The organism is Roseofilum sp. (assembly GCF_982964205.1).
Map to the genome: position 1 here is coordinate 22,287 of NZ_CEZBFX010000023.1, position 21,258 is coordinate 43,544.

The window sequence follows — 21,258 nt, forward strand, 5'->3', positions numbered from 1 at the left end:
TGCCCCATTCCCCATTCCCCATTCCCTATTTTGAATTGAAATGGTTTGCATTCTCGTAATTGAAGATAATCCAGAAATTATCAGTAATGTGGTCGAATTTCTCGAAGCTGAGGACTTTGAAACCTTGAGTGCTGAGAATGGTCGTATCGGTCTAGCACTGGCTTTTGCCCATCGAGTAGACTTAATTCTCTGCGATGTAATGATGCCTGAACTTGATGGGTATGGAGTCTTAAATGCCTTACGCCAAAATCCGGCGACGGCAACCACTCCCTTTGTCTTTCTGACTGCCAAAGGTGAACGACAAGACCTGCGGACGGGCATGAATTTAGGAGCTGATGATTATCTGATCAAACCCTTTACCCCTGATGAACTGCTAGAGGCGATCGCCGCTCGTTTATCCCGCTCTGCCCAACTGGAACAGTACGATCCGCTCACCGGACTGCCTCAAATCAGTGCGTTTAGCCAACCGGAAGGGTTTTTTACTCAAGCAGTAGCCCAAAGCGATCTGACTCGTTCCCTGGTTCCCTTGATGTTAATTGGATTAGATCGCTTAGAGCGTATTCAGGAAGCCATGGGTCATCGTCAAGGCGAGCAGATCTTAAAAGTAATCGCCCAACGCCTCACCCAGTTGATCCAGCCTTTGGGAGGTCAGGTAGCTAAAGGGAACGGGGGGCAATTTGCCGTGATGTTACCCCCAGTAGCCGATCAAAGTGTGGCGACGGAGCGCGCTCAAGAGATTTTAGAGGTGATTAATGAACCGGCGATCATCGGCTATCATCGGGCGATCGTGACCGCCAGCATGGGGATCGGTTTCTATCCCTTAGCCACCAATTTTGACGAACTGCAACGGCAAGCGAGTATCGCCCTCGGTAACGTGAAAAGTATGGGCGGTAATCATTATCGTATCTACGTTGCGCCCTTATTTGGTCTCGACCAAACCAGAGACCTAAAACTCGAAGAAGAATTCTATCAAGCTTGGAGTGCCAACCGCTTTCAAATCCGCTACCAACCCAGAATCGAGATTAAGAAACGCCACTGTGTTTCCGTCGTTGCGCTCTTGCACTGGGAACATCCCCTGATGGGGGGTATTCCTGAAAACAAATTGTCCCAATTAATCACAGTTTGCGGATTAAACTTGGTGTTAGACCAATGGATTTTAGACCAAGCCTGTCAACAAATCAAAACCATCCAAAACAGGAAACAACCCCTACGCGTGGTCATTCAGGTGTCTGAACAGCTTTTTAATGAAGACCTACTCGCAACTATCGATCGCACCTGTCAAACCCATGGTTTCCCCACTTCACGTCTAGATTTAGAATTTGCTGCCAGTACCCTATTGGTCGCTCAAAATCAAAACCAAATGGCGGCTACCTTGAGATTAGCGAAGCAGAAGGGAATCTCAATTACCCTGAAAGATCTAGGTCAAAAAAACCAATTTCTCAATCAGTTAGACTCTCTTGCCGTCGATGCTCTCAAACTTGATGGTAGCGCCATGCAACACCTTCAGCAAAATCAACCTCTGATTAAAGCCATGATTCAACTGTGCCATAACTGGAAATTGAAGGCGATCGCCCCTGAAATTGCCACCCAAGAACAACAACGGTTTTTACAGCGCCATAACTGTGATTTAATCCAATATCAACAGTCCTATGATATCAAAGCGCTCAAAAGGCGTTTACTGCAACGGTTCTAATTATGTCTCTATTTCCTGTCATGCCGATCGCGACCCTAATGGTATGGGCCACAAGCCCCGGTCTGCATATTGCCCAATTCTCCCCATCCCTAGAAACCACTGCTTGGCAATGGATCGATTGGACTCAAGGGAATACGACTCAACGCCCCCTTTCTCAACGTCCGATTACCTTGATGTTCAAAGAAGGCAAGGTAAGTGGATTTGGGGGATGTAATGATTATTTTTCTAGTTACCAAATAGACGGCGAACGCCTCATGATGGCCGACCCGTTTGGACGCACGTTTAAAGCCTGTGGCAACCTGTCTGACCAAGAAGACCAGTTTTTAGAGCGATTAGGGCAAGTCGATCGCTACCAGATTAACCCCGATGGGGAATTGTATCTGTTTTATCGTCAGAATGGGGAAATGGGACAAATGCGCTTTAGTCGAGTTCTTAAGTCATCCCCAGTACAGACTTCTTTTACCGACATTCCCGTCAACTATTGGGCCCAAGACTTTATTGTGGCCCTAGTTGAGCGTAATCTGATATCTGGGTTTCCTGATGGTACATTCCGCCCAGATACCCCAGTCACCCGCGCCGAATTTGCCAGTCTGCTCCAGAAAAGCTTTGATCTGCCTCAGGTACGAAAGCGCGTCCTTTTTCAAGATGTGCCCCAAGATTTTTGGGCCTATAGTGCCATTCAATATGTAGCGACGACTATTCCCCAGCTTATGGGGGGTTATCCAGAGGATAGGTTTCACCCAGAAGAGCCGATTTTGAGAGTTGAAGTACTGGTGAGCTTGGCTAATTTATTACCAGAAGTACCAGAGGTAGATATCGTCCAAATGTTAGAGAGCTATGAAGACCGAGAAGAAATCGCCGATTATGCCTTAGAAAAAGTAGCGATCGCCACTCAACATCAGATGGCGATCAATTATCCCCAGATTAGGCAACTCCATCCCAACCGACCGGCGACCCGTGCAGAAGTGACAGCCCTCATCTATCAAGGCTTAGTCAAAACCGGTCAAGCACCTGAAGTGAGATCGCCCTATCAGGTTAATCCTTAAATTCCTAGCCTTGGAGTACAGTAGGGAATAGGGAGTCGGCAGTCGGCAGTCGCTTACAAGGGTTTTCCCTATTCCCCATTCCCTATTCCCTACTCTCTACCGCCCAGCGCTATACAGTCCCAAGGGAGCATCGATTACCCAAACTAAGTATCTTCGGACTGCAACAAATTTCTGACTATTTCCATCAGGAGAAACGCATTATTCAATCCCCTAAGCCATTCTTTATCCCGATTAGCCCTAGGGAATCGCGTTAATCTAACAGAAGAGTCATTCTTCCATGGCTGACTTTGGGCACAAAGGTGTTGTTTGAAAAATGCCTTTTCCATCTCTTGATTGTTTTCCGGACACACTTGCCTGCCTCTAAAAGTTGCCCACAGACTTTTGGGAGGATGACCACTCACCTCCAGGGTCAAACGGTGTTATCAACCCCTCTCAATTGAGCCAAAAATGCTGAACCGTCAAAACCACCCGATCAACCCCTTGACTTCAACTCCAGGATGGCAACGCTGGATTGGAGGTGCTTTTGCGGCACTGGTCTTAATGGGACTAGAGGGTATCGGTCTGGTCAAGCAACTCGAACAGTTAGCCTATCGAGGTTTGTTTCAGTTACGGGGAGAAGAATCTTGGCATAGCCAAGTGGTCATCGTGGGTATTGATGAAACGACACTGAAAAATCGGCAAAACTCTGATAGTCCCCGGCAAATTTATACCACCCTTTTAGAGCGTTTAGCCCCCAGTCAGCCCCGGATGGTCGTGTTGGATATTTTAATGCACGATCGCTCCCCCGACGATCTACAGTTGGCTCAAGCGATGCGTCAAGTTCCCGTGGCACTGCCAGTATCTTGGGATAAGCAAGGGAATCAGAAAGATCCGATTCCAGAATTGGCAGCCGAGGCTGTGGTCATGGGGCATGTGGTGAGTCGTCAAGATTCTGATGGCTTAACGCGCATAGTAGTCCCCCAATTGGGGCAGATCCCGGCCCTTGGAGTGGCAGTGGCCAATGAGGTGATGGATCGGCCTCTGGAGTTGGATCGGCAGGGCTCTGAACCCCTATGGATTAATTGGCCCGGATCGGTGAACCATTTGCCCCAATATGAATTGTTCGAGGCCATTGAAGGGAGAGTGCCGATCAAGGAATTCCGGAACAAAATTGTGATTGTAGGCGCGAATGTGACTGGGTTTAATCCCGTGTTAACGCCGTTTGATATTAACCCTCCAGCCAGTGGCATTTATGTTCATGCGGCGGTGGTGAGTAATGCCTTATCGAATAATGGATTACAACAGGTGGGAGCATTTTTGCATCCAGTTTGGATCAACTTACTCTATTTCGCGGGGGCGATCGGTTTGAGTGCAACGCTTGTATTTTGGTCATTCCGTAACCAAATTATCGTTGTGCTGGGTTTGGGGGGAGTATGGCTAAGTATTGGTTATAGTGCTTTTCATTTTTATTATCTTTTACCTGTTGTCTCACCTTTGGTGTTGTTGGGTTTAACGCTGTTATTAGTGACACTTCAAGATCGATTGAAGATGAAGGCGATGTTGGTAGAACAGGAAAAGCAGTTATTTGAGTCCGCGTTTTACGATCTAGCTACGGGTTTACCTAATTATGCTCTGTTTATGGATCGCTTGGAGGGGGTACTCTCCCGTACTCGCGAACAATCTCAGCCGCCTTTATTTGCGGTATTTTTTATTTATATCGATCGCTCTAAGGTGGTTAATCCGGATTCGGGACATCGGTTAAGCAATGAGTTGCAGGTGGCGATCTCTAGTCGCATTGAAGAGGCATTGAAGCGATCGATGGCTCATTCCCCTCACCCCCTTTTGTCTCCCCATTCTGCCCATTTTTCTCCTCGTTCTGAGATCTCGTCTGTACCGACTCAATTTACCATCGCTCGGTTAGATACGGATACATTTGCGGTATTGGTTCATGCTCTTTCCTATTCCTCCCAGGCGATCGATGTGGCTCAAACGATTTATCAAACCCTCTCCCATACTTCGGTGTCTGAGGGGTTGTTCACTAACCCAATTGAGCCAGATGAAGCGATCGGTTTACTCGAAGAAAATTTATCAGCAATGACTGCTTTTATCGGGGTCGCTTTATCAGCCGTTCATTCTGATTTTGAACAAGTTTCCGTTAATATCTATTCCCAGGCGGAAAGTATGCTCAGGGATGCTGAAATTGCCATGTACCAAGCTAAGGTTAAAGAGGGAAATCATTATGCTATTTTTGACCAAAATCTCCACCATGCAGAAATCCAAAGATTAGAACTCGAACTCGATCTACGACGAGCGATTAATCGCGCTAGGCGACAACAGGAAAATTGGTCGGGTTCGATCAACAATTCTAATTGTTCTCCTGCACATTTTTCTTATGCCTCGGAGCAATGGGGATCGGAATTGGAAGCTCAAAGCGATTTTCGTCTCTATTATCAACCTATTGTTTGTTTTAGCACCGGTCGAATTAGTGGATTTGAAGCCTTAGTGCGCTGGTATCATCCTACCCGTGGCATGGTTTCCCCAGTCGATTTTATTCCTCTGGCTGAGGAAACAGGATTGATTATGGCTTTAGGAGATTGGATTTTAAAAACAGCCTGTTATCAGTTGCGAGAGTGGCAAAATAAGTTTCCCCATGGTTTGGAGGTGACTATGGTGGTGAATTTATCGAGTTTGCAGTTACATAATCCCCAGCTCGTGAGTCAGATCCAAACCTTACTCGATGAAATGGATTTAGATCATCGTTATTTGAAGTTGGAAATCACCGAAAGTGGATTGATGGAAAATGAAGACATAGCCTTAGACTTACTGAAAACTCTTAGAGAAGCGGGAATTCAGTTGAGTATTGATGATTTTGGGACAGGTTATTCTTCATTGGCACGGTTACATAATTTGCCAGTGAATACCTTGAAAATTGATAAGTCGTTTTTGGAGAGGACGGCTCTAGATCATGAGAGTTGGGAAATTATTGAAACGATCATTATTTTAGCCCATAAATTAGGGTTGACAGTGGTAGCCGAAGGAATTGAAACGGGAGATCAGTTTGAGTTGCTTCAAAGGCTTAGTTGTGATTATGGTCAAGGGTATTGGTTATCACGCCCGATAGATGCTTCAGGGGCAACGGCGTTGTTGGCGAAAAATCCACAATGGTAGTACAGTGCTAGTGCGAAGCACTAGGGAATAGAGAATACAGCGATCGCAAGCTCCGAAAGTGACAGAAGGATTACAAATGTTTTTCATAGCAGTGCAAAGCACTTTATGCATCAACTGGGAGAGTCTTGGGCGAAGGCTTGAAGTTTCAAATAAAACTCAGAAGTGGGTAAACGAGGCGCAAATCGATCGATGGGGAGTCGATCCGATCGCCCATTCACCCCATCAGAGTCTAACTCAAGGGCGATCGCTGGATCTTCAGACTCTGAATTCAGGCTTTTTTCTTCTTCTTCAATATCGACTTCTTCAATAATCGAATCAGTCAGTGTGGGTAAATTCTGTTCTAGTCCACTCTCATCAGAAACTTCATTGAGCAACCGCTCCTCTTGCGCTTCAACTTGGGGGAGTAACTCAGGAACAGGAGGGCGCATTTCCAGAGTGAGATTGAGATACTCTAAAGGCAGTAACTCTTCTGGCAATTTACTACAGACAATCTTCTCAAACTCATGATTAAAGTGACAGATGGGTTGTCCCCGTCTAGCCCAAAGATTCAAAATTTGCTCAATCGAAATTATTTTATATCTGCCTTGATATAAAGCTTCTACGATCGCCAACCGCAGCCAATCGCCCTTAAACCGATCGAGCCAGTGCTGTATACATTCTTCCACGCGATAGCGATCTAAATCAAAGCTATAGTAAATCAGCAAAGCCGGAACATAGGAGAGCGATCGCATTTCGGAGACACTTCGCCCAACCGATACGCTCTCCAGAAAAATAATCCATGGGTTTGCTGATGCGATCATGGGAGAATGGGGAATAGGGAATTAAAATTAAAAAGATTGAATCACGGTTGGAGTAGCTTGGCGAATATTCGGACTGGAAAAAGACTCACTCACGCCACTCCAATTAAAATCACCTAAGCGAAATCCAAGAGCTGCTAAACCCAAATCTGGATTATAGCGAAAGGTCAAGCCATAGGTGCGACGACTATATTCAATCATATAATCCGTACTAATGGTTTTTCCTGTATCTAGATTAAACCCAGCACGGGCAGCGATGCGAATAGGGCCATAAAGTTGTTGATTGACTTCGAGTTGCAGAACCCGCACATCAGCTACTCGATCAAACCGAAAGGGGGATTCTCCAGTGGGGATAAATTGGGAATAGAGGATACTAAATCCAGTGTAGTCTAACCAGGAGCGGGAGAAATGGCCAAATTGACCTTGAAACCCCATTAACCCCTGTAAATAGGATTGACTCTCGCCATTGCTATAAAATCCCGCTGTTCCAGTCAATCCAGCTAAAAATTGTACATAAGGAATGACGGGTTTAGGAGTATATTTGAGTCCCTCTGTGGGAGTAGGAGGCAAGGGTTCCCCCTTCCAAAGGGAAAAGGGACGACGCACAGTGGCACTCATTTGGGTCCGATTTAAGGACACTCGATCGTCACTTAAATCTGACGGATCTAATAAGTCTAGGCGATCGGTTGGCGCATAGATATTTTGGAAACTGGCTTGATAATTGACTGCAATTCCCGTATCGGCAATATAAAGAATGGGAGAAGCAAACACAACTCCCACACTGCGATCGACGGTTTGAAACCCTAGGGAGCCATTATAAAACCGGTTGCGATAGGTATATTCAGCACTCAAGGTATGATTGGCAATCTGGTGTTGTAATTGCACATTTGCTCTGGCTGTATCACCCGTATTATTGAATCCGGCTAAATTGACATTGGCTTGGAACGTGGTTTGAGGGGCTAACCTGGCATCCAAAGATGCTCTTAAACCGATCCAACTCCAGAAAGAATTGGTTTGTAAGTCTTCCTCGGATACACTGTCTGCATCTCGGTTATCACTCGAGAATCCTAAAGCGCGTTGAACCAAGAATTGGGGAGCTAAACGCAGGGAAAACCGGCGAGTTTCAATAACTTCAAAACTGCGTTCAATAAACAAGCCTCCACGATCGCGGTTATCGTACCCTAAAGTGGCGATCGCCGGATCGCGCTCTTCTCGACTAATAATCAGGCGATTTCGCAAGAGGGGAACCCCCACCCGCTGATCGAACACCAACCGGGGGCGAGTCATTAACACTTCATCCTCTAGGGGAGAAATGCGCGTTAATTGAGCGCGATCGGCTCGTACCTCTAACTCTGGGGGGGAAAAGGGATCGTTCGTAAACCGAATATTCGTGGCTTGCCAACCTTCGGGCGTAAAATCCAACTGTTCTGCCTCAAACCGCACCCGTCGGACCTGTCCCCCTTGTTGTACGCTGGTAGTTGCAGCGCTCCCTCCACCCCCGACATTAATAATCACACCTCCAGCATCCGTGACATCCGTAGGGGGTTGATCGAGGAGAATTCTTTCTCCTGGAGGAAGAAGTTGGGAATCGGGGTTATCGTCCCTAAAATCGAAATCCGTTCCAGCGGTGGGAATATAGACTACGCCCCTTGCCTCTTGAATGGTTCCTGTCCCTTGGACAAAGTTATAGAGAAAGCGAGAGCCTAATAAAATTTGTTCGCCACTGACTAAAGATACATTGCCTACTGCCAGAGCCAAGCGGTTAATCAGGTTAACCTGTAGCTTATCCGATCGCAAAATTGCATCATCCAAGAGCATTTCCACGTTGCCCTCAGCCGTGAAAATTTGCCGTTCATCATCAAACTCCTGGCGATCGGCGGTTAATTCAATTACCGCGTCTTGTCCTGGAGGGGCGATCGGAATCTCAATCTCTTCCGGTTCGGCTGATTCAATCGGGATGGGCGTTTCTGAGCTAGACTCGGGTTCATCGGTGGATAGCGAGGGCCGATCGTCATTCAGGGGCGAAATTTCGGAAGCAGGAAGAGCATCCAATGCAGGGGTTTGGGCGATCGCTTCCCGTTTTTCCGATAAGGCTTCTTCAATTGCCTCAGAAACTGGTGTAGTTTGCCATGGGGAGTGACGTTCAATCAGCGGTAATTCTGGCTCAACTGTTGGCTCCAGACTCAGATCGCTAACTCCATAAGCATCGGCAACCGGTGCAACCTTCTCCTCCCAACTTACCGATAACCGACCTCCTAACGCTGAAGCCTCCGTACTGGCAACTAAGCGTTCATCTTCTGGAGAAGAGAGTTCCGGAGGGGCAATGGGTGATAGCGTCTCTCCACCAACCCAACTCAACTGTTCTGGTTTAACCACAGCGCCTTCTGGAGCTGAAATGAGTTCAGGACTATATACAGTCTCTAAAGTACAGCATTGTTCGCTCTTGTCGAGTCCACTCAATCCCCCTTTCCTGTTGGCTTGGGGAACATTCCTCTTTTCAAGGAGGACTTGCTCCTGCTGCACCTCTTGTTTTAGGGGGGTTGGGGGAATCAATGCAGGACTTTCTACAATAGCCATTGGTGCAGGAGCAACCCAATCTATCCCTTCAGTTGGCTCGGTGGCACTGATGCTTTGATGGGGAATAGCATGAACAACTGGCGGCAATTCAGGGGGGACAGGATAGGGCATAGATTCGATGATTCACTCCAACACCTTGCCCAGTATAGCGCTACAGGCTGACGCGGGGACGTGGGGACACGGGGATGCGAAGACACGGGGACACGGGGACACGGGGACGCGCGCTATATTACCGATTGCCTATCAAAATCGCCCAAACTAAACTCAATGCTTCTGTCCATTCCACGACTGCACCATAGGTATCTCCGGTATGTCCTCCGAGTTGATGATTGAACCACCATGCGCTTCCTCCGGCGATCGCCGCCCAGCCTAATGTTAAGCTGAGAATCTCGATACTCTGTTGGGGATTGAGCGCTGCTTGTCCACCACTCAGAGCAATGAGCAGAATCAAGGATGGTAAAACATCTTTATAGGATTGAATCGCTGCTTTATGAAAAGCTCCTTTTCCCGTCGGTTTGAGATAGGGATAGCGCCAAATTGCCCAAAGTTGTCCGGCTCTTCCCCATGCAGGAATGGCGATCGCTATCCACAGGTGTTGGGGGGCTAAGGAACTCATAGCCGCCGTTTTCAGTAATAGAATCAGGATGGCGGACATCGCTCCAAATGCCCCCGTCACGCTATCGCTCATCACCTCTAAACGGCGATCGCGATCCATCACACTTAAACCATCAGCCGTATCCATCGCTCCATCTAAGTGTAATCCCCCAGTGATGGCAACCCAGAGGGCAATAATTACGGAACTACGGGTAAAATTGGGCATTCCTACAGACCATAAACACCAATTCATCACCCCTAATATTGTCCCGATCAGCATTCCTACTAGAGTCGCAAACCTGGCTATTCCGGAAAACTCTAAGGGCCAAGAGCGAGGAATCGGTACACTTGTATAAAAAACAATTGCCCCACTGATTCGCCAGATCCATATCATTGCCACTCCCCCCATGCTCTATGTTAATCTGCCAATAGACATCTACTCTGTTTTCTTGGTCGTTTATCTGCATTTTCCCTCTATTCAGAGGTGAGTGTCATCAGAAAAACGGCGACTAGATAGCTGCCATTTTACTTACGCGATCGATACTTCTAATTCGATCAAAAAATCCGTAGAATCTGGCAAGTATCGGCCAAAGAGTTAGGATAGAATTGTCTCATAGGCTACTTCAATAGGCCATTCTATCTTAGGGTGCAGTCTTGGGATGTCAAATCGTCAGTAGTCTTGTCGTCCTCTTTTGAAATTAGAGAGTTTTTCCCATGAGTTACGATCAATTACCTGGCAATACACGGTTACCTGCTCCTTGTATTCTCAACAGAGGGATCGTTGTGAATCCACAGGATATTCAGAAAGTGATTGGGGATCTCCATCGTGTCCGTTATGTTGAACTGTTCGATCGGCAAACCCAAGCTACTGGCGAAGCGTATATCCAAGAAGTGTTTACCGATCCACTGCGATCGACTATCCTGGCGAATCATACGTTATATCTAAATATTCAAAGCTTTGATTATTTAGAACTGAAAGAATCTGACGACCAAGAAACCTATTTTGATTTAGTTCAAGAAAATCGTATCCTGCGGTTAATTCCTCTCTCTAATCCCCTGCAAAACCAACCGGTTAGTTCCTTAAATACGGCTGCTCTAGAAGTGATGATGGCAGAAGTTTTAGCGGCTAATTTAGATGTACAAATGGACGATGACGAACCCTTAGCCTAAGATTCGGAAATGGGTTGAAGTGACAAAGATTTAAAGGGTGACTGGAGATTCTACATACGCGTTCGGTTCTGGCAGCGTAAATTCAATGCCACATTCTATTCGTTTTTTGGTAACTTTATAATTGGCGAGTTCAAGTAAGCGTTTTCTCAAGGGAATCCAAAGATGAATCATCCCCCAGAAAGAGAGACGATCGCCGCGATCGCCACTGCTATTGTGCCGCAAACGGGTAGCGTGGGAATTGTTCGACTATCGGGAAGCCAAGCATTAGAGATGGCTCAATTGCTCTTTGACGCTCCTGGAAATCAGCCTTGGAAGAGCCATCGTATCCTTTATGGTTATATCTGCGATCCGCAAACGGGTTCAACGGTGGATGAAGCCTTATTGATGATTATGAAAGCGCCCCGCTCCTACACCCGTGAAGATGTGGTGGAATTTCACTGTCATGGGGGCATCATGGTGGTGCAACAGGTGCTGACACTTTGCTTAGAGCAAGGCGCTCGACTGGCGCAACCGGGCGAATTTACCCTCAGAGCATTTCTCAATGGACGTATTGATTTAACTCAAGCGGAAAGTATCTCAGATTTGGTGGGGGCGAGATCGCCTCAAGCCGCGGAATTAGCCTTAGCCGGAATTCAGGGAAAGTTAGCTTCTCCCATTCGTCAGCTACGCAACACCTGTGTGGATCTGTTGGCGGAAATTGAAGCGAGGATTGATTTTGAAGACGATCTTCCCCCTTTGGATGAACCATACATCATCCGTGCAATCAACCAAGTATTAGATCAATTAACGGATATTTTAGCCACGGCTAATCAGGGGGAACTGCTCCGCAGTGGATTAAAGGTGACGATTGTCGGTCGCCCCAATGTGGGAAAATCGAGTTTACTCAATGCTTGGAGTCAGAGCGATCGCGCCATCGTTACCGATCTACCGGGAACCACCCGTGATATTGTGGAAACCCAGTTAGTGGTGCGGGGAATTCCGATCCAAGTTTTAGATACCGCAGGCATTCGGGAAACTGGCGATCGCGTAGAAAAAATTGGTGTCGAGCGATCGCGCCAAGCCACGCAAAAAGCCGATCTGATTCTGTTTACCCTCGACGCTGCTGCCGGATGGACGGCGGAAGATCGAGCTATTTACGAGCAACTGCCCCCCGAAAAAACGATCCTCATCCTCAATAAAATCGATTTAGTTGGCGATCTGCCCTCTGGTTTGCCTGCCGATATTGTGGCGATCGTCAAAACCGCAGCCGCCCACAAACAAGGCATTGAAGATCTAGAAGAAGCAATGATCACGGCTGTTAATGGAGGGAGCTTGCAAGCAGCCAATCTTGATATTGCCATTAACCAGCGCCAAACTTCCGCCCTTACCCGCGCTAAAGTCTCCCTAGAACAAGTTGAAGCTACCATTGCCGAACAGCTCCCCCTCGATTTCTGGACGATTGACTTACGAGGAGCAATTCAAGCCTTGGGTGAAGTCACGGGAGAAGAAGTTACTGAATCTGTATTAGATCGGATATTTAGTCAGTTTTGTATCGGGAAATAGGGACATGAAGGGTTGCATTAACCCCATCTTATGATGGCTCTATTCATGTAGGTTTTTTGCTAAAATATTAATAAATTGTTAAGATAATCCATAAGTACCCTGGGTCAAGTTGCCACAGGGGATTGCTAGAGGGGAATTGCCCTATGACAATTGAACAATCGTTTTACCAGCAACTCCGTCAGCGAGGATACTGGGATCAGACCGAGAGATTATCGGCTTGCGATCGCCAGAGTACCTTGGCCTTAGCGTGGTCAAATCCGAATTTGACCAGAGATCCTGGCACCATGTACAAACTGGTGTGGCTCCTATCTTCCACCAGCAGACGGAAACGGCTCAGTGCTATTGATTTACGGATTTTAGACCGCACAGCTACTGATTTGGCAACTCAAGGTCAACTGCTACCTGCCACAAAATCTTATGTTAAGTATTTGTGGCAGCAAGTCTATACCCAAGAGTATGCCCAAGCGCCTGTCCATGAATAATCAATAGTTAACAATGATTAATGGTTGATTCGTGCGATTAGCTTGTGCAAGGCAGCTCGATTGAGCTTGCCTTGGGGAGATCGGGGGAGTTTCTTAACTGCAACCCAAGTCTTGGGTTGCTTATAACGGCTGAGATGGGGTGCGATCGCCTCTCTTAGAGTATCTGAAGTTACATATTCATCCTGGGGCACATACACCGCCGTTACCCGTTCCCCCCAGTCTGCATCAGGAAAACCCAGGACTGCCACATCCTGAACCAATTGTGTTGCCCGGATTGCCGCTTCCACTTCCTGGGGAAAAACCTTCTCTCCCCCAGTCACGATCGTCTGACTGTGGCGACCGAGAATATACAGATATTTTTCGCTGTCAAAATAACCAATATCATCTGTTAAGAAGGAGCGATCGCCGGGAAAGGGATGGGGAAAATACCCTAAAGCGAGGGATGGGGAGGCGATCGCCACTCGTCCCGGTTGCAGCGTGGGTAAGGGGTTCCCCTTCTCATCTTGGATCGTAATCTGAGCATGGGGTAGGGGTTGACCGCAACTGATATTACCCGCAAAAAAGCGATCCGGTTTCAGGGTTACCACTTGGGAAGCCGTTTCCGTCATGCCATAGGTGAGCGCCACAGGTATTTTAGCCTGTTTTGCCTGTTGCAATAATTCTGGCCAAGCCGGCGCTCCTCCCAACAGAACCGCCCGAAATTGAGATAAGCAAGAGCAAGAATTGGATAACAAGCGCTTAAGTTGGGTAGGAACCAGAGAAATAAAATAATTTTGCGGATTAAAAGGAAGGAAACCCGTCAGAGACAGATACGGCACAAGGGCTAGAGTTCCTCCTGTGAGCAAGGTTCGCATCACTTGCATCAGTCCACTGACATGATAGAGGGGAAGCGTGCAACAGCAGTCAATAGCATCAGATAGCACAAACTCCTCTGTTGTAAAAGAGGACTTTGATCCCTTTTTTAAGGGCGATTGAGGGGAATGAATATATCTTGAATCGTTAAAATAGCGGGTAAACCCTTCAACAGAGGCGCTTAGGGTTCCCCAAGTATGCATTGCAAAGCGAATCTTTCCCGACGATCCTCCTGTCGCAATCATTACAGTACCAGGAAATGACGGCGGCGGCGGTGCTTCTATTGGGGAACAGGGGACAGTTCCCCACACCAGTTGGGGTTGAACCTGTTCCCACACTTGTCGCCATTCTGGAGCTTTCCACTGGGGGTTACCGAGAAAAACCGGGGTTTGGGTAGCAATAGCAGCGAAAAAGCCAGCCAGGAAAGGAACGGGTTCAGATTCATTGAGCAGCAGTCTGGGAGGAATGGCATATTGGCCCAAATGCTGATATTTTTCCCAGAATAGGGGATAAAGGCGATCGCCCTGGGGACAAACCAGATGAAAGGATTGGACTAAATCAGCGATCGCCGTCTCAACCATGACCGATTACCCATTACCATTCCTATAGGCTGCCATTAAATGGGCCAGAATATGGGCAATATTCCACGCATCATCAATCCCTCGATGGTGGGTTCCGATCAGAGGAAGATTCAGCAAGTCTAAGGCTTGCGCCATCCCCACTTCTTTCGGTAAACCGTGGAGAACCGTCAAGAGAGTTTTAATATTAATATGTCGAGTGCTAAAAGGATAGGGCACTTCCAGCATTTCACATTGCTTCTCAAACTGAGTGCGATCGTAGTTACCATAACTTGCCCAAACTCGCTTATGAGTGTGATACTCACTTTGCAGGCGATCGCACGCTTCCCGAAAGCTCACTCCCGTATCCACTTGCTCTTGAGTTAATGTAGTCAGTTGAGTACAAAACTCACTCACCTTAGAAAGCGTCGGTTTAACTAAAATACTATCCTTTTCTAAAGGTTTACCCAAGGTTAAATCAACCGTAGCAATTCCCACTTCAATAATTTCATGGTGTTCGCCAGGTGGCGATCGTTTACGCCAGCAGGTGGCTTCAATATCAATAACAACAATGCGATCGAGTTTAGGCATACCTTAAAAGTGAGTTATCCAATAATCTAGGATCTAATCTTTTCACAAACTGGGTTTCTAGTTTCCCATCCTATACCTCTTTTGTTTACTCTTCCCATCTCCCCATCTCTCCATCTCCCCATCCCCATTACCAGCGCGTAACGCCCGATCGCGCTAGGATAAGAAATATTAACAAATAGCCATTCAATAGCAATCCTAGTCTATGGATACACCGATTAAGGCCGTACAATCTCCCTATTACGGAGATGCCTATTATCGAACACCCCCCCCAGATCTAGCCTCCTTACTCCTCAAGGAGCGCATCGTTTATTTAGGGATGCCCCTATTTTCCGACGATCAAGTCAAACAACAAGTTGGTATCGATGTCACCGAACTGATTATCGCCCAACTGTTGTATCTACAGTTTGACAGTCCCGAAAAACCGATCTACTTCTACATCAACTCCACTGGAACCTCCTGGTATGGAGGAGAAGCCGTTGGTTTTGAAACCGAAGCCTTCGCCATCTGCGATACCCTCAGTTACATTAAACCTCCTGTGCATACTATTTGCATTGGTCAAGCCATGGGAACTGCATCGATGATCCTCTCGGCAGGGACTAAAGGCTGTCGCGCAAGTCTGGGCCATGCTACCATCGTCCTCAATCAACCGCGCACAGGTACACAAGGGCAAGCCACGGATATTCAAATTCGGGCGAAGGAAGTGATCGACAATAAACAGACCCTGCTTTCGATCTTATCCCAAAATACGGGCCAAACTGTAGAGAAAATTGCCAAAGATACCGATCGCATGTTCTACCTAACTCCTGAAGAAGCCCAAGAATATGGATTGATTGATAAAGTATTAACCAGTAGCAAGGATCTTCCCCAACCCATGCCTGCCCTGAGTTCTTAACCCTTGGGCAATTGAACGTTGATTGACGTTTATCCTTTTGTTTTGTTGTTCATTTTTTGGTATTTTCTTATGCCTATCGGTGTTCCTAGTGTTCCCTATCGTCTCCCTGGAAGTCCTTATGAGCGGTGGATTAATATTTACGATCGCCTCTATCAAGAGCGGATCATCTTTCTCGGCCGTGAAGTTACGGATAGTTTAGCCAACCAACTGGTAGCGGTAATGCTCTATTTAGACTCCGATGACCAGAATAAGCCCATTTACTTGTACATTAATTCTCCTGGTGGTTCGGTGACCGCAGGCATGGCCATTTACGATACCATGCAGCACATTAAATCAGAAGTGATCACCATCTGTGTGGGGTTAGCCGCTTCCATGGGAGCCTTTTTACTGGCGGCGGGGAGTCCAGGTAAACGGTTGGCACTGCCCCACTCTCGGATCATGATTCACCAGCCCCTCGGTGGTGTAGGGAGACGACAAGCGACGGATATTCAAATTGAAGCTCAACAAATTCTCCGCACTCGCTCCCAGTTGAATGAACTAATGGCGAAACACACCAAACAACCCCTAGAGAAAATTGAAAAGGATACCGATCGCGATTATTTCATGTCTGCTGAAGAAGCGAAAGAGTATGGTCTCATCGATAAGGTGATCGTAGACCGGGTTTAGTTGAGTGATGGATAACAGAGTAGACTTCTTGCAGAAGCTAGGTAGAAGTTAGGCAATAGGTAATAGTCAATCAGAATATAGGATGACTGCATTACTATTCCTTTTCTGCTCACTGATGCAAGAGGTCTATTCAAAAATACTATATATGCTGTACATGCTGTATAGTCTGTTATCCTCAATTTGAGAGGATGAGGAGTGTTTTTATTTTCACTGTTTGTGGATGGATATTGCCTATTATTACCGAGTTTTGAGCTTAAAACCAGGGGCCTCGTTTGCGGAGGTTAAAGCTTCCTATCGACGTTTGGCGCGAGGATGTCATCCTGATGTTAATCCGGGAGATAGACAAGCCAAGGAGAAGTTTATTCAACTCACGCAAGCCTACGAAATTCTCTTAAAAGAAATTTCTGAGGTAGCCAATACAGAAATAGGATTTGAAGCGTTTTCTCACTCTTCCCCTGAACCCACCGTAACGCCTACTCCCTCCCCTGCGCCTGCTCCCCGGAAGGTGAAAATTCCTCCCTTAAACCCCCAGGATAAACGGTTAAAGCAAAGTGCCTATGAGCAATTACGAGAGTTTTTAAAAACGAAGCGTTTTCCCCGGGCGATCGCCTTAGTGGAAGCTCTGCGCGATCGCCTCCCCATCGATCCAGAAGTGCGTCAATGGCAGGCGATTACTTATCAATCCTACGGTCAACATTTACTCAAACAAAATCAACTCGAAAAGGCGCAACTCTATCTGCAAAGAGCCAGACGCACGGACCCCCACAACCGCCGTTTGTGCCTAGAAGTTGAACAAGACCTCAACCGGTTGGGAGTCCAATCCTCCCATCAACAAGTGTAATCATGAATGATGAATTAATTGTGAGGATTCAGGGGAGAGAGCAGTTGTTTTAAGCGCCGAATTTGTTCCGAGGTTCCCATACAAATGAGTAAATCTTGGGGGAGTAATAGGGTTTCTCCCGTTGGCGCTCCGATCACGGTTCCATCCTGGCGACGGATGGCGAGGACCAGAACACCAGAGCGCGATCGCAGTTGCATTTGTTGAAGCGATTGGCCAATATAGGGACAGCGATCGCTATCAATCCCGAATTCTTCAATCAATAAGGAGCGATTTTTGCCCGTGATCATACCATCAACGAAATGCATCACTTGAGGTCGTAAGGCAGCAGTCGCCATTTTGCGTCCAGCCGTCGTATAAGGAGAAACGACGGCATCTGCTCCTCCTCGATAGAGTTTCAGTGCTGCTTCATCCGTACTAACGCGGGCGATCGTCCTAATTTGGCTATTGAGACTTTTCGCTGATAAAACCGTGTAGAGATTCTGTGCATCAGAAGGTAGAGCAGCAACCAAACAACACGCTTGATTAATGCCTGCTCTATGCAACGTATCATCTAAGGTGGCATCTCCTTGGAGGATAAGATACCCTAAACTTTGAGCCGCTTCTAGAGCCTCTGGTGAAGAGTCAACAATTACAAAGGGAACGCCTTCTTCATGGAATTCTAGGGCAATCTGTTGCCCAGTACGACCAAAACCGCAAATAATATAATGGTTGATCAAGTTTTTCAGCACTTTCTGTTTTTGTCGCAAACGTATTCCATCTTGAAAATAGCCTTGCAGGAAGGCTTCTGTAAACCGATTGACAATATACCCAATGCTAATCACTCCAAAAAAAATCAGGGCGATGGTAAAGATTCTCCCCCGTGATTCCATTGGCTCTACTTCGCCATAACCCACCGTTGTTAGAGTAATAATGGTCATATAAAAGGCATCAGGAAAAGACCATTTTTCTAGAACCATATAGCCGATGGTTCCCCATATGCAAACGAATCCTAGGGCAAGAACACCGACCAGGAGTTCCCGTTGCATTCGCTGATACTGTTGTTCGATGGAAGACACGTTTTATGGGTAATGGGTAATGGGTAATAGGCAATGGGTTATGCCCCCACTTTCCTATATGCCACCGATCTTTACAGTCCAATAATATCTTACACTTGTGGTGTAAAATTAATCGGAAACTTAAGGTTTGTATAAAGTGGGGAAAGTGATGGGTGAAATGGGGCAACTCAAAGCGATTATTTTTGATGTGGATGGAACCCTGGCAGAAACAGAACGGGATGGTCATCGTGTAGCATTTAATCAGGTTTTTTCTAATGCCGGGTTACCGTGGCAATGGTCTGCTGAGTTTTATGGGCCACTTTTAGAAGTGTCGGGAGGAAAAGAGCGCCTGGTTTCTTATGTTCGCCGGTATCATCCCCAGTTTGAGCCTCCAGTGGAGTTGGAAGTATGGGCTGCCCAATTACATCGCCATAAAACGAAGTATTATCGACAGTTTCTTTCCAAAGGTTCGATTCCCTTACGACCGGGTGTTCAACGGTTAATTGAAGAGGCTATAAGAAAAAATATACGATTGGCGATCGCTACAACTAGCGCCCGACCCAATACCATGGCCTTATTGGAGAAGTTTTTTCACCCAACTACGTTTGAATTGATTGCAGCCGGTGATATTGTACCCCAGAAAAAACCTGCGCCTGATATTTATCATTATGTTCTAGAGCAAATGAATTTATCGCCTAGAGAGTGTTTGGTGATTGAGGATTCCCAAGCGGGGGTGCAAGCAGCGACTGAAGTCGGTTTACCCACGTTAGTAACCCAAAATGAATATACTCAAAATCATGACTTTCCTGGGGCGATCGCCGTTTTAAGCGATCTAGGCGAACCGGATGCTCCGTTTACCGTCATTCGCGGCGATCTGGGAATTTATACGTATACGACCCTAGCAACTTTAAACTTTCTCCATCAGCAGGTCATATCCATTAAACCTTAGAAGCAGTATACCCATTATTCATTAGGTCGATGAGTGGACGGAGGAATCTTCTCCATTGGAATGAGAGCTTCCATTACAGATTTTACAATTGGAGCCGATACCGTACCCCCAAAAGCCCCTGCACTTTTCGGTTCATCAACCACTGCAACGACCACATAGGGGCCATCCGGCAAAATACCAACAAAACTGGTTATTTTTGCTGATTCATAATACCCACCACCAGCATAAGCCTTCTGAGCCGTTCCAGTTTTACCTGCCACTCTATAATTGGGGATCTGGGCAGCTTTTCCACTTCCCCCATCCACTACGGCTTCCATCATAGCTAAAACAGCTTCAGTTGTTTCTTGAGAAAACACTCGGCGGGGAGCTTCAATACTTGGAGTATAGTGCAATTGTCCTTGCACATCCCTAAGTCCTTTAACTACATGAGGAGTGACTAAAAATCCCCCATTGGCCAAAGTGGCATGGAGTTGGGCCAGTTTCAGGGGAGTTAAGGATAACCCTTGACCAAAGGAGACAACAGCAGGCTCAACAGCTATATTGACAAAATGTTCTTTCGGTTTGAGGTAACTCGCGGTTTCTCCTGGTAAATCAATTCCCATAACACTTGAAAGTCCCAGATTTTCCAGCCAGTCATAAAAGACTTCTGGCTTCATCTGCTGGACAACTCTAACCATGGCGACATTACTGGAATATTTTATAATATCGGTTAGACTTGATACGCCTCTACCTCCATTCGCATCAAAGTCATAATTCTGAATCGGCCATTCACCGATATAAATCTGTCCTGGATCGTAAAACCGATCGTCAGGTTCAATCGCATCTGCTTCTAAGGCGATCGCCACATTAATCGGCTTAAACGTCGATCCTGGCTCATATAAATCGGTAATTGCCCAGTTTTTTAATAAGCCTAAATCGGCTTTCCAATAAGTATTGGCATCAAATGACGGATATTGCACCAATGACAAAATCGACCCATCGGATGCATCCATCACAATCACCGTACCCCGCTTGGCCTGATATTGTTTCATCTGCTCAGAAAGGGCTAACCGGGAAACCCGTTGCAGCCGGGTATCCAAGGTTAATTGCAATTGCAGGGCATCCATATTCAACAAGGGAGTCGATCCTTGATTGGGTAAAATATCGCCTTCTCCCGTGCGCGTCACTTCGACCCACTCACTAGAGCGCTCTAGAATATTTTCATAGGCAGCTTCGATTCCAGATTGTCCCATCCGCTCCATATTCACATATCCCACCACTTCCGAGACCAGATCTTCTTGGGGATAAATCCGCTCTTGATAGGCATTGAACTCTAAGCCATCAAGAGATAGAGTTTGAATCCGACGGGCAGCATCTTCCGGCACACTATACTGAATCTGAATTCCTGTCGGCCCTTCAGAAAAGCGTTGCATGACTTGATTGGCCGGTATACCTAAAATACCAGAGAGTGCGTTAGCAATCTCTGGCATAGGTCGCTTAAACATGATGGGATGGGCGTATAAGGTAAATCGGGGTTGATCGACTGCCAAAAAATGTCCTTGGCGATCGACAATAGACCGACGGGAAGTCGCCTTCTGTTCTTGACTGCGTTGTTGCTGTTGTGCCTTTTGGCGTAACTCAGCACTCTGAATGACCTGTAAGCTTAATAATTTTAGGCTGAGTCCCAATAAACCAGCAATCAGCACCCCCCAGACGACTACCGATCGCATCTGAGGTACAGCAGCCATTTTTCTGCCCGGCTTTCTAGGGAAAGAACCCGTGGCAATCGCTTTACGTTTGCTCGGCCGAAAAGTTGAGGCCATAATTTCTGAAATAAATTAAATCAATC

17 protein-coding genes are annotated in these 21,258 nt (G+C 46.7%); 10 read left to right on the forward strand and 7 right to left on the reverse strand.

Annotated elements, in window-relative coordinates; genetic code table 11:
• The first annotated feature begins 40 nt into the window (after positions 1-40).
• From AC3A14_RS08500 to AC3A14_RS08510, 3 genes are all read left to right on the forward strand, one after another.
• The gene (locus tag AC3A14_RS08500; RefSeq protein ID WP_318732054.1) at positions 41-1,693 is read left to right on the forward strand and encodes a two-component system response regulator; all 1,653 of its coding nucleotides are present in this window, start codon (positions 41-43) and stop codon (positions 1,691-1,693) included.
• Positions 1,694-1,695: 2 nt separating this feature from the next.
• Complete coding sequence (locus AC3A14_RS08505) at positions 1,696-2,739, forward strand: META domain-containing protein (RefSeq protein ID WP_318732055.1); 1,044 nt, start codon at positions 1,696-1,698, stop codon at positions 2,737-2,739.
• Positions 2,740-3,186: 447 nt separating this feature from the next.
• Positions 3,187-5,886, forward strand: a complete 2,700-nt coding sequence (locus tag AC3A14_RS08510; protein ID WP_318732056.1) for an EAL domain-containing protein — start codon at positions 3,187-3,189, stop codon at positions 5,884-5,886.
• Between the two features lie 110 nt (positions 5,887-5,996).
• Here the strand turns inward: AC3A14_RS08510 and AC3A14_RS08515 are convergent, their stop codons facing one another.
• The 3 genes from AC3A14_RS08515 to cobS form a co-directional block, all read right to left on the reverse strand.
• A complete protein-coding gene (locus tag AC3A14_RS08515) occupies positions 5,997-6,686 on the reverse strand; it encodes a hypothetical protein (RefSeq protein ID WP_318732057.1) in 690 nt (229 codons plus the stop codon).
• Between the two features lie 27 nt (positions 6,687-6,713).
• Positions 6,714-9,371 (reverse strand): DUF3769 domain-containing protein, encoded by a 2,658-nt coding sequence (locus AC3A14_RS08520; protein WP_318732058.1) that lies wholly within the window; start codon positions 9,369-9,371, stop codon positions 6,714-6,716.
• Positions 9,372-9,489: 118 nt separating this feature from the next.
• Entirely contained in the window at positions 9,490-10,248 is a 759-nt protein-coding gene (gene cobS / locus AC3A14_RS08525; protein WP_318732059.1) for an adenosylcobinamide-GDP ribazoletransferase, read from the reverse strand.
• 320 nt (positions 10,249-10,568) lie between these two features.
• On the opposite strand from cobS, the gene AC3A14_RS08530 reads away from it, so the two are divergent.
• From AC3A14_RS08530 to AC3A14_RS08540, 3 genes are all read left to right on the forward strand, one after another.
• Positions 10,569-11,024: a hypothetical protein gene (locus AC3A14_RS08530; protein ID WP_318732060.1), complete on the forward strand. Its 456-nt coding sequence runs from the start codon at positions 10,569-10,571 to the stop codon at positions 11,022-11,024.
• Positions 11,025-11,186: 162 nt separating this feature from the next.
• Positions 11,187-12,566 (forward strand): tRNA uridine-5-carboxymethylaminomethyl(34) synthesis GTPase MnmE, encoded by a 1,380-nt coding sequence (gene mnmE / locus AC3A14_RS08535; RefSeq protein ID WP_318732061.1) that lies wholly within the window; start codon positions 11,187-11,189, stop codon positions 12,564-12,566.
• Between the two features lie 143 nt (positions 12,567-12,709).
• Entirely contained in the window at positions 12,710-13,048 is a 339-nt protein-coding gene (locus tag AC3A14_RS08540) for a hypothetical protein (protein ID WP_318699906.1), read from the forward strand.
• 17 nt (positions 13,049-13,065) lie between these two features.
• On the opposite strand, the gene AC3A14_RS08545 is transcribed toward AC3A14_RS08540, so the two are convergent.
• Positions 13,066-14,481 carry a 2-succinylbenzoate--CoA ligase gene (locus AC3A14_RS08545; protein ID WP_318732062.1) on the reverse strand — a complete coding sequence of 472 codons (1,416 nt, stop codon included), beginning with the start codon at positions 14,479-14,481 and terminating at the stop codon, positions 13,066-13,068.
• A 6-nt stretch (positions 14,482-14,487) separates the two neighbouring features.
• Positions 14,488-15,048, reverse strand: a complete 561-nt coding sequence (locus AC3A14_RS08550) for a 3'-5' exonuclease (protein ID WP_271942915.1) — start codon at positions 15,046-15,048, stop codon at positions 14,488-14,490.
• Between the two features lie 202 nt (positions 15,049-15,250).
• Between AC3A14_RS08550 and AC3A14_RS08555 the strand changes: the two genes are divergently transcribed.
• From AC3A14_RS08555 to AC3A14_RS08565, 3 genes are all read left to right on the forward strand, one after another.
• Complete coding sequence (locus AC3A14_RS08555; RefSeq protein WP_318732063.1) at positions 15,251-15,940, forward strand: ATP-dependent Clp protease proteolytic subunit; 690 nt, start codon at positions 15,251-15,253, stop codon at positions 15,938-15,940.
• A 69-nt stretch (positions 15,941-16,009) separates the two neighbouring features.
• Positions 16,010-16,606 (forward strand): ATP-dependent Clp protease proteolytic subunit, encoded by a 597-nt coding sequence (locus AC3A14_RS08560; protein ID WP_318699910.1) that lies wholly within the window; start codon positions 16,010-16,012, stop codon positions 16,604-16,606.
• Between the two features lie 220 nt (positions 16,607-16,826).
• Positions 16,827-17,447: a J domain-containing protein gene (locus tag AC3A14_RS08565; RefSeq protein ID WP_318732064.1), complete on the forward strand. Its 621-nt coding sequence runs from the start codon at positions 16,827-16,829 to the stop codon at positions 17,445-17,447.
• A gap of 14 nt (positions 17,448-17,461) precedes the next feature.
• On the opposite strand, the gene AC3A14_RS08570 is transcribed toward AC3A14_RS08565, so the two are convergent.
• The gene (locus AC3A14_RS08570; protein ID WP_413038566.1) at positions 17,462-18,472 is read right to left on the reverse strand and encodes a potassium channel family protein; all 1,011 of its coding nucleotides are present in this window, start codon (positions 18,470-18,472) and stop codon (positions 17,462-17,464) included.
• A 187-nt stretch (positions 18,473-18,659) separates the two neighbouring features.
• Between AC3A14_RS08570 and AC3A14_RS08575 the strand changes: the two genes are divergently transcribed.
• Positions 18,660-19,430: an HAD-IA family hydrolase gene (locus AC3A14_RS08575; RefSeq protein ID WP_413039031.1), complete on the forward strand. Its 771-nt coding sequence runs from the start codon at positions 18,660-18,662 to the stop codon at positions 19,428-19,430.
• 14 nt (positions 19,431-19,444) lie between these two features.
• Here AC3A14_RS08575 and AC3A14_RS08580 read toward each other — a convergent pair whose 3' ends face one another.
• Positions 19,445-21,232 carry a peptidoglycan D,D-transpeptidase FtsI family protein gene (locus AC3A14_RS08580; protein ID WP_318732066.1) on the reverse strand — a complete coding sequence of 596 codons (1,788 nt, stop codon included), beginning with the start codon at positions 21,230-21,232 and terminating at the stop codon, positions 19,445-19,447.
• Positions 21,233-21,258 lie beyond the last annotated feature (26 nt).

What these genes read in the sequence shown, in the direction of transcription:
- AC3A14_RS08500 (WP_318732054.1), top strand. Translation starts at nt 41, where the DNA reads ATGGTTTGCATTCTCGTAATTGAAGATAATCCAGAAATTATCAGTAAT.
- AC3A14_RS08505 (WP_318732055.1), top strand. Translation starts at nt 1,696, where the DNA reads ATGTCTCTATTTCCTGTCATGCCGATCGCGACCCTAATGGTATGGGCC.
- AC3A14_RS08510 (WP_318732056.1), top strand. Translation starts at nt 3,187, where the DNA reads ATGCTGAACCGTCAAAACCACCCGATCAACCCCTTGACTTCAACTCCA.
- AC3A14_RS08515 (WP_318732057.1), bottom strand. Translation starts at nt 6,686, where the DNA reads ATGATCGCATCAGCAAACCCATGGATTATTTTTCTGGAGAGCGTATCG.
- AC3A14_RS08520 (WP_318732058.1), bottom strand. Translation starts at nt 9,371, where the DNA reads ATGCCCTATCCTGTCCCCCCTGAATTGCCGCCAGTTGTTCATGCTATT.
- cobS (WP_318732059.1), bottom strand. Translation starts at nt 10,248, where the DNA reads ATGATATGGATCTGGCGAATCAGTGGGGCAATTGTTTTTTATACAAGT.
- AC3A14_RS08530 (WP_318732060.1), top strand. Translation starts at nt 10,569, where the DNA reads ATGAGTTACGATCAATTACCTGGCAATACACGGTTACCTGCTCCTTGT.
- mnmE (WP_318732061.1), top strand. Translation starts at nt 11,187, where the DNA reads ATGAATCATCCCCCAGAAAGAGAGACGATCGCCGCGATCGCCACTGCT.
- AC3A14_RS08540 (WP_318699906.1), top strand. Translation starts at nt 12,710, where the DNA reads ATGACAATTGAACAATCGTTTTACCAGCAACTCCGTCAGCGAGGATAC.
- AC3A14_RS08545 (WP_318732062.1), bottom strand. Translation starts at nt 14,481, where the DNA reads ATGGTTGAGACGGCGATCGCTGATTTAGTCCAATCCTTTCATCTGGTT.
- AC3A14_RS08550 (WP_271942915.1), bottom strand. Translation starts at nt 15,048, where the DNA reads ATGCCTAAACTCGATCGCATTGTTGTTATTGATATTGAAGCCACCTGC.
- AC3A14_RS08555 (WP_318732063.1), top strand. Translation starts at nt 15,251, where the DNA reads ATGGATACACCGATTAAGGCCGTACAATCTCCCTATTACGGAGATGCC.
- AC3A14_RS08560 (WP_318699910.1), top strand. Translation starts at nt 16,010, where the DNA reads ATGCCTATCGGTGTTCCTAGTGTTCCCTATCGTCTCCCTGGAAGTCCT.
- AC3A14_RS08565 (WP_318732064.1), top strand. Translation starts at nt 16,827, where the DNA reads ATGGATATTGCCTATTATTACCGAGTTTTGAGCTTAAAACCAGGGGCC.
- AC3A14_RS08570 (WP_413038566.1), bottom strand. Translation starts at nt 18,472, where the DNA reads ATGCAACGGGAACTCCTGGTCGGTGTTCTTGCCCTAGGATTCGTTTGC.
- AC3A14_RS08575 (WP_413039031.1), top strand. Translation starts at nt 18,660, where the DNA reads ATGGGGCAACTCAAAGCGATTATTTTTGATGTGGATGGAACCCTGGCA.
- AC3A14_RS08580 (WP_318732066.1), bottom strand. Translation starts at nt 21,232, where the DNA reads ATGGCCTCAACTTTTCGGCCGAGCAAACGTAAAGCGATTGCCACGGGT.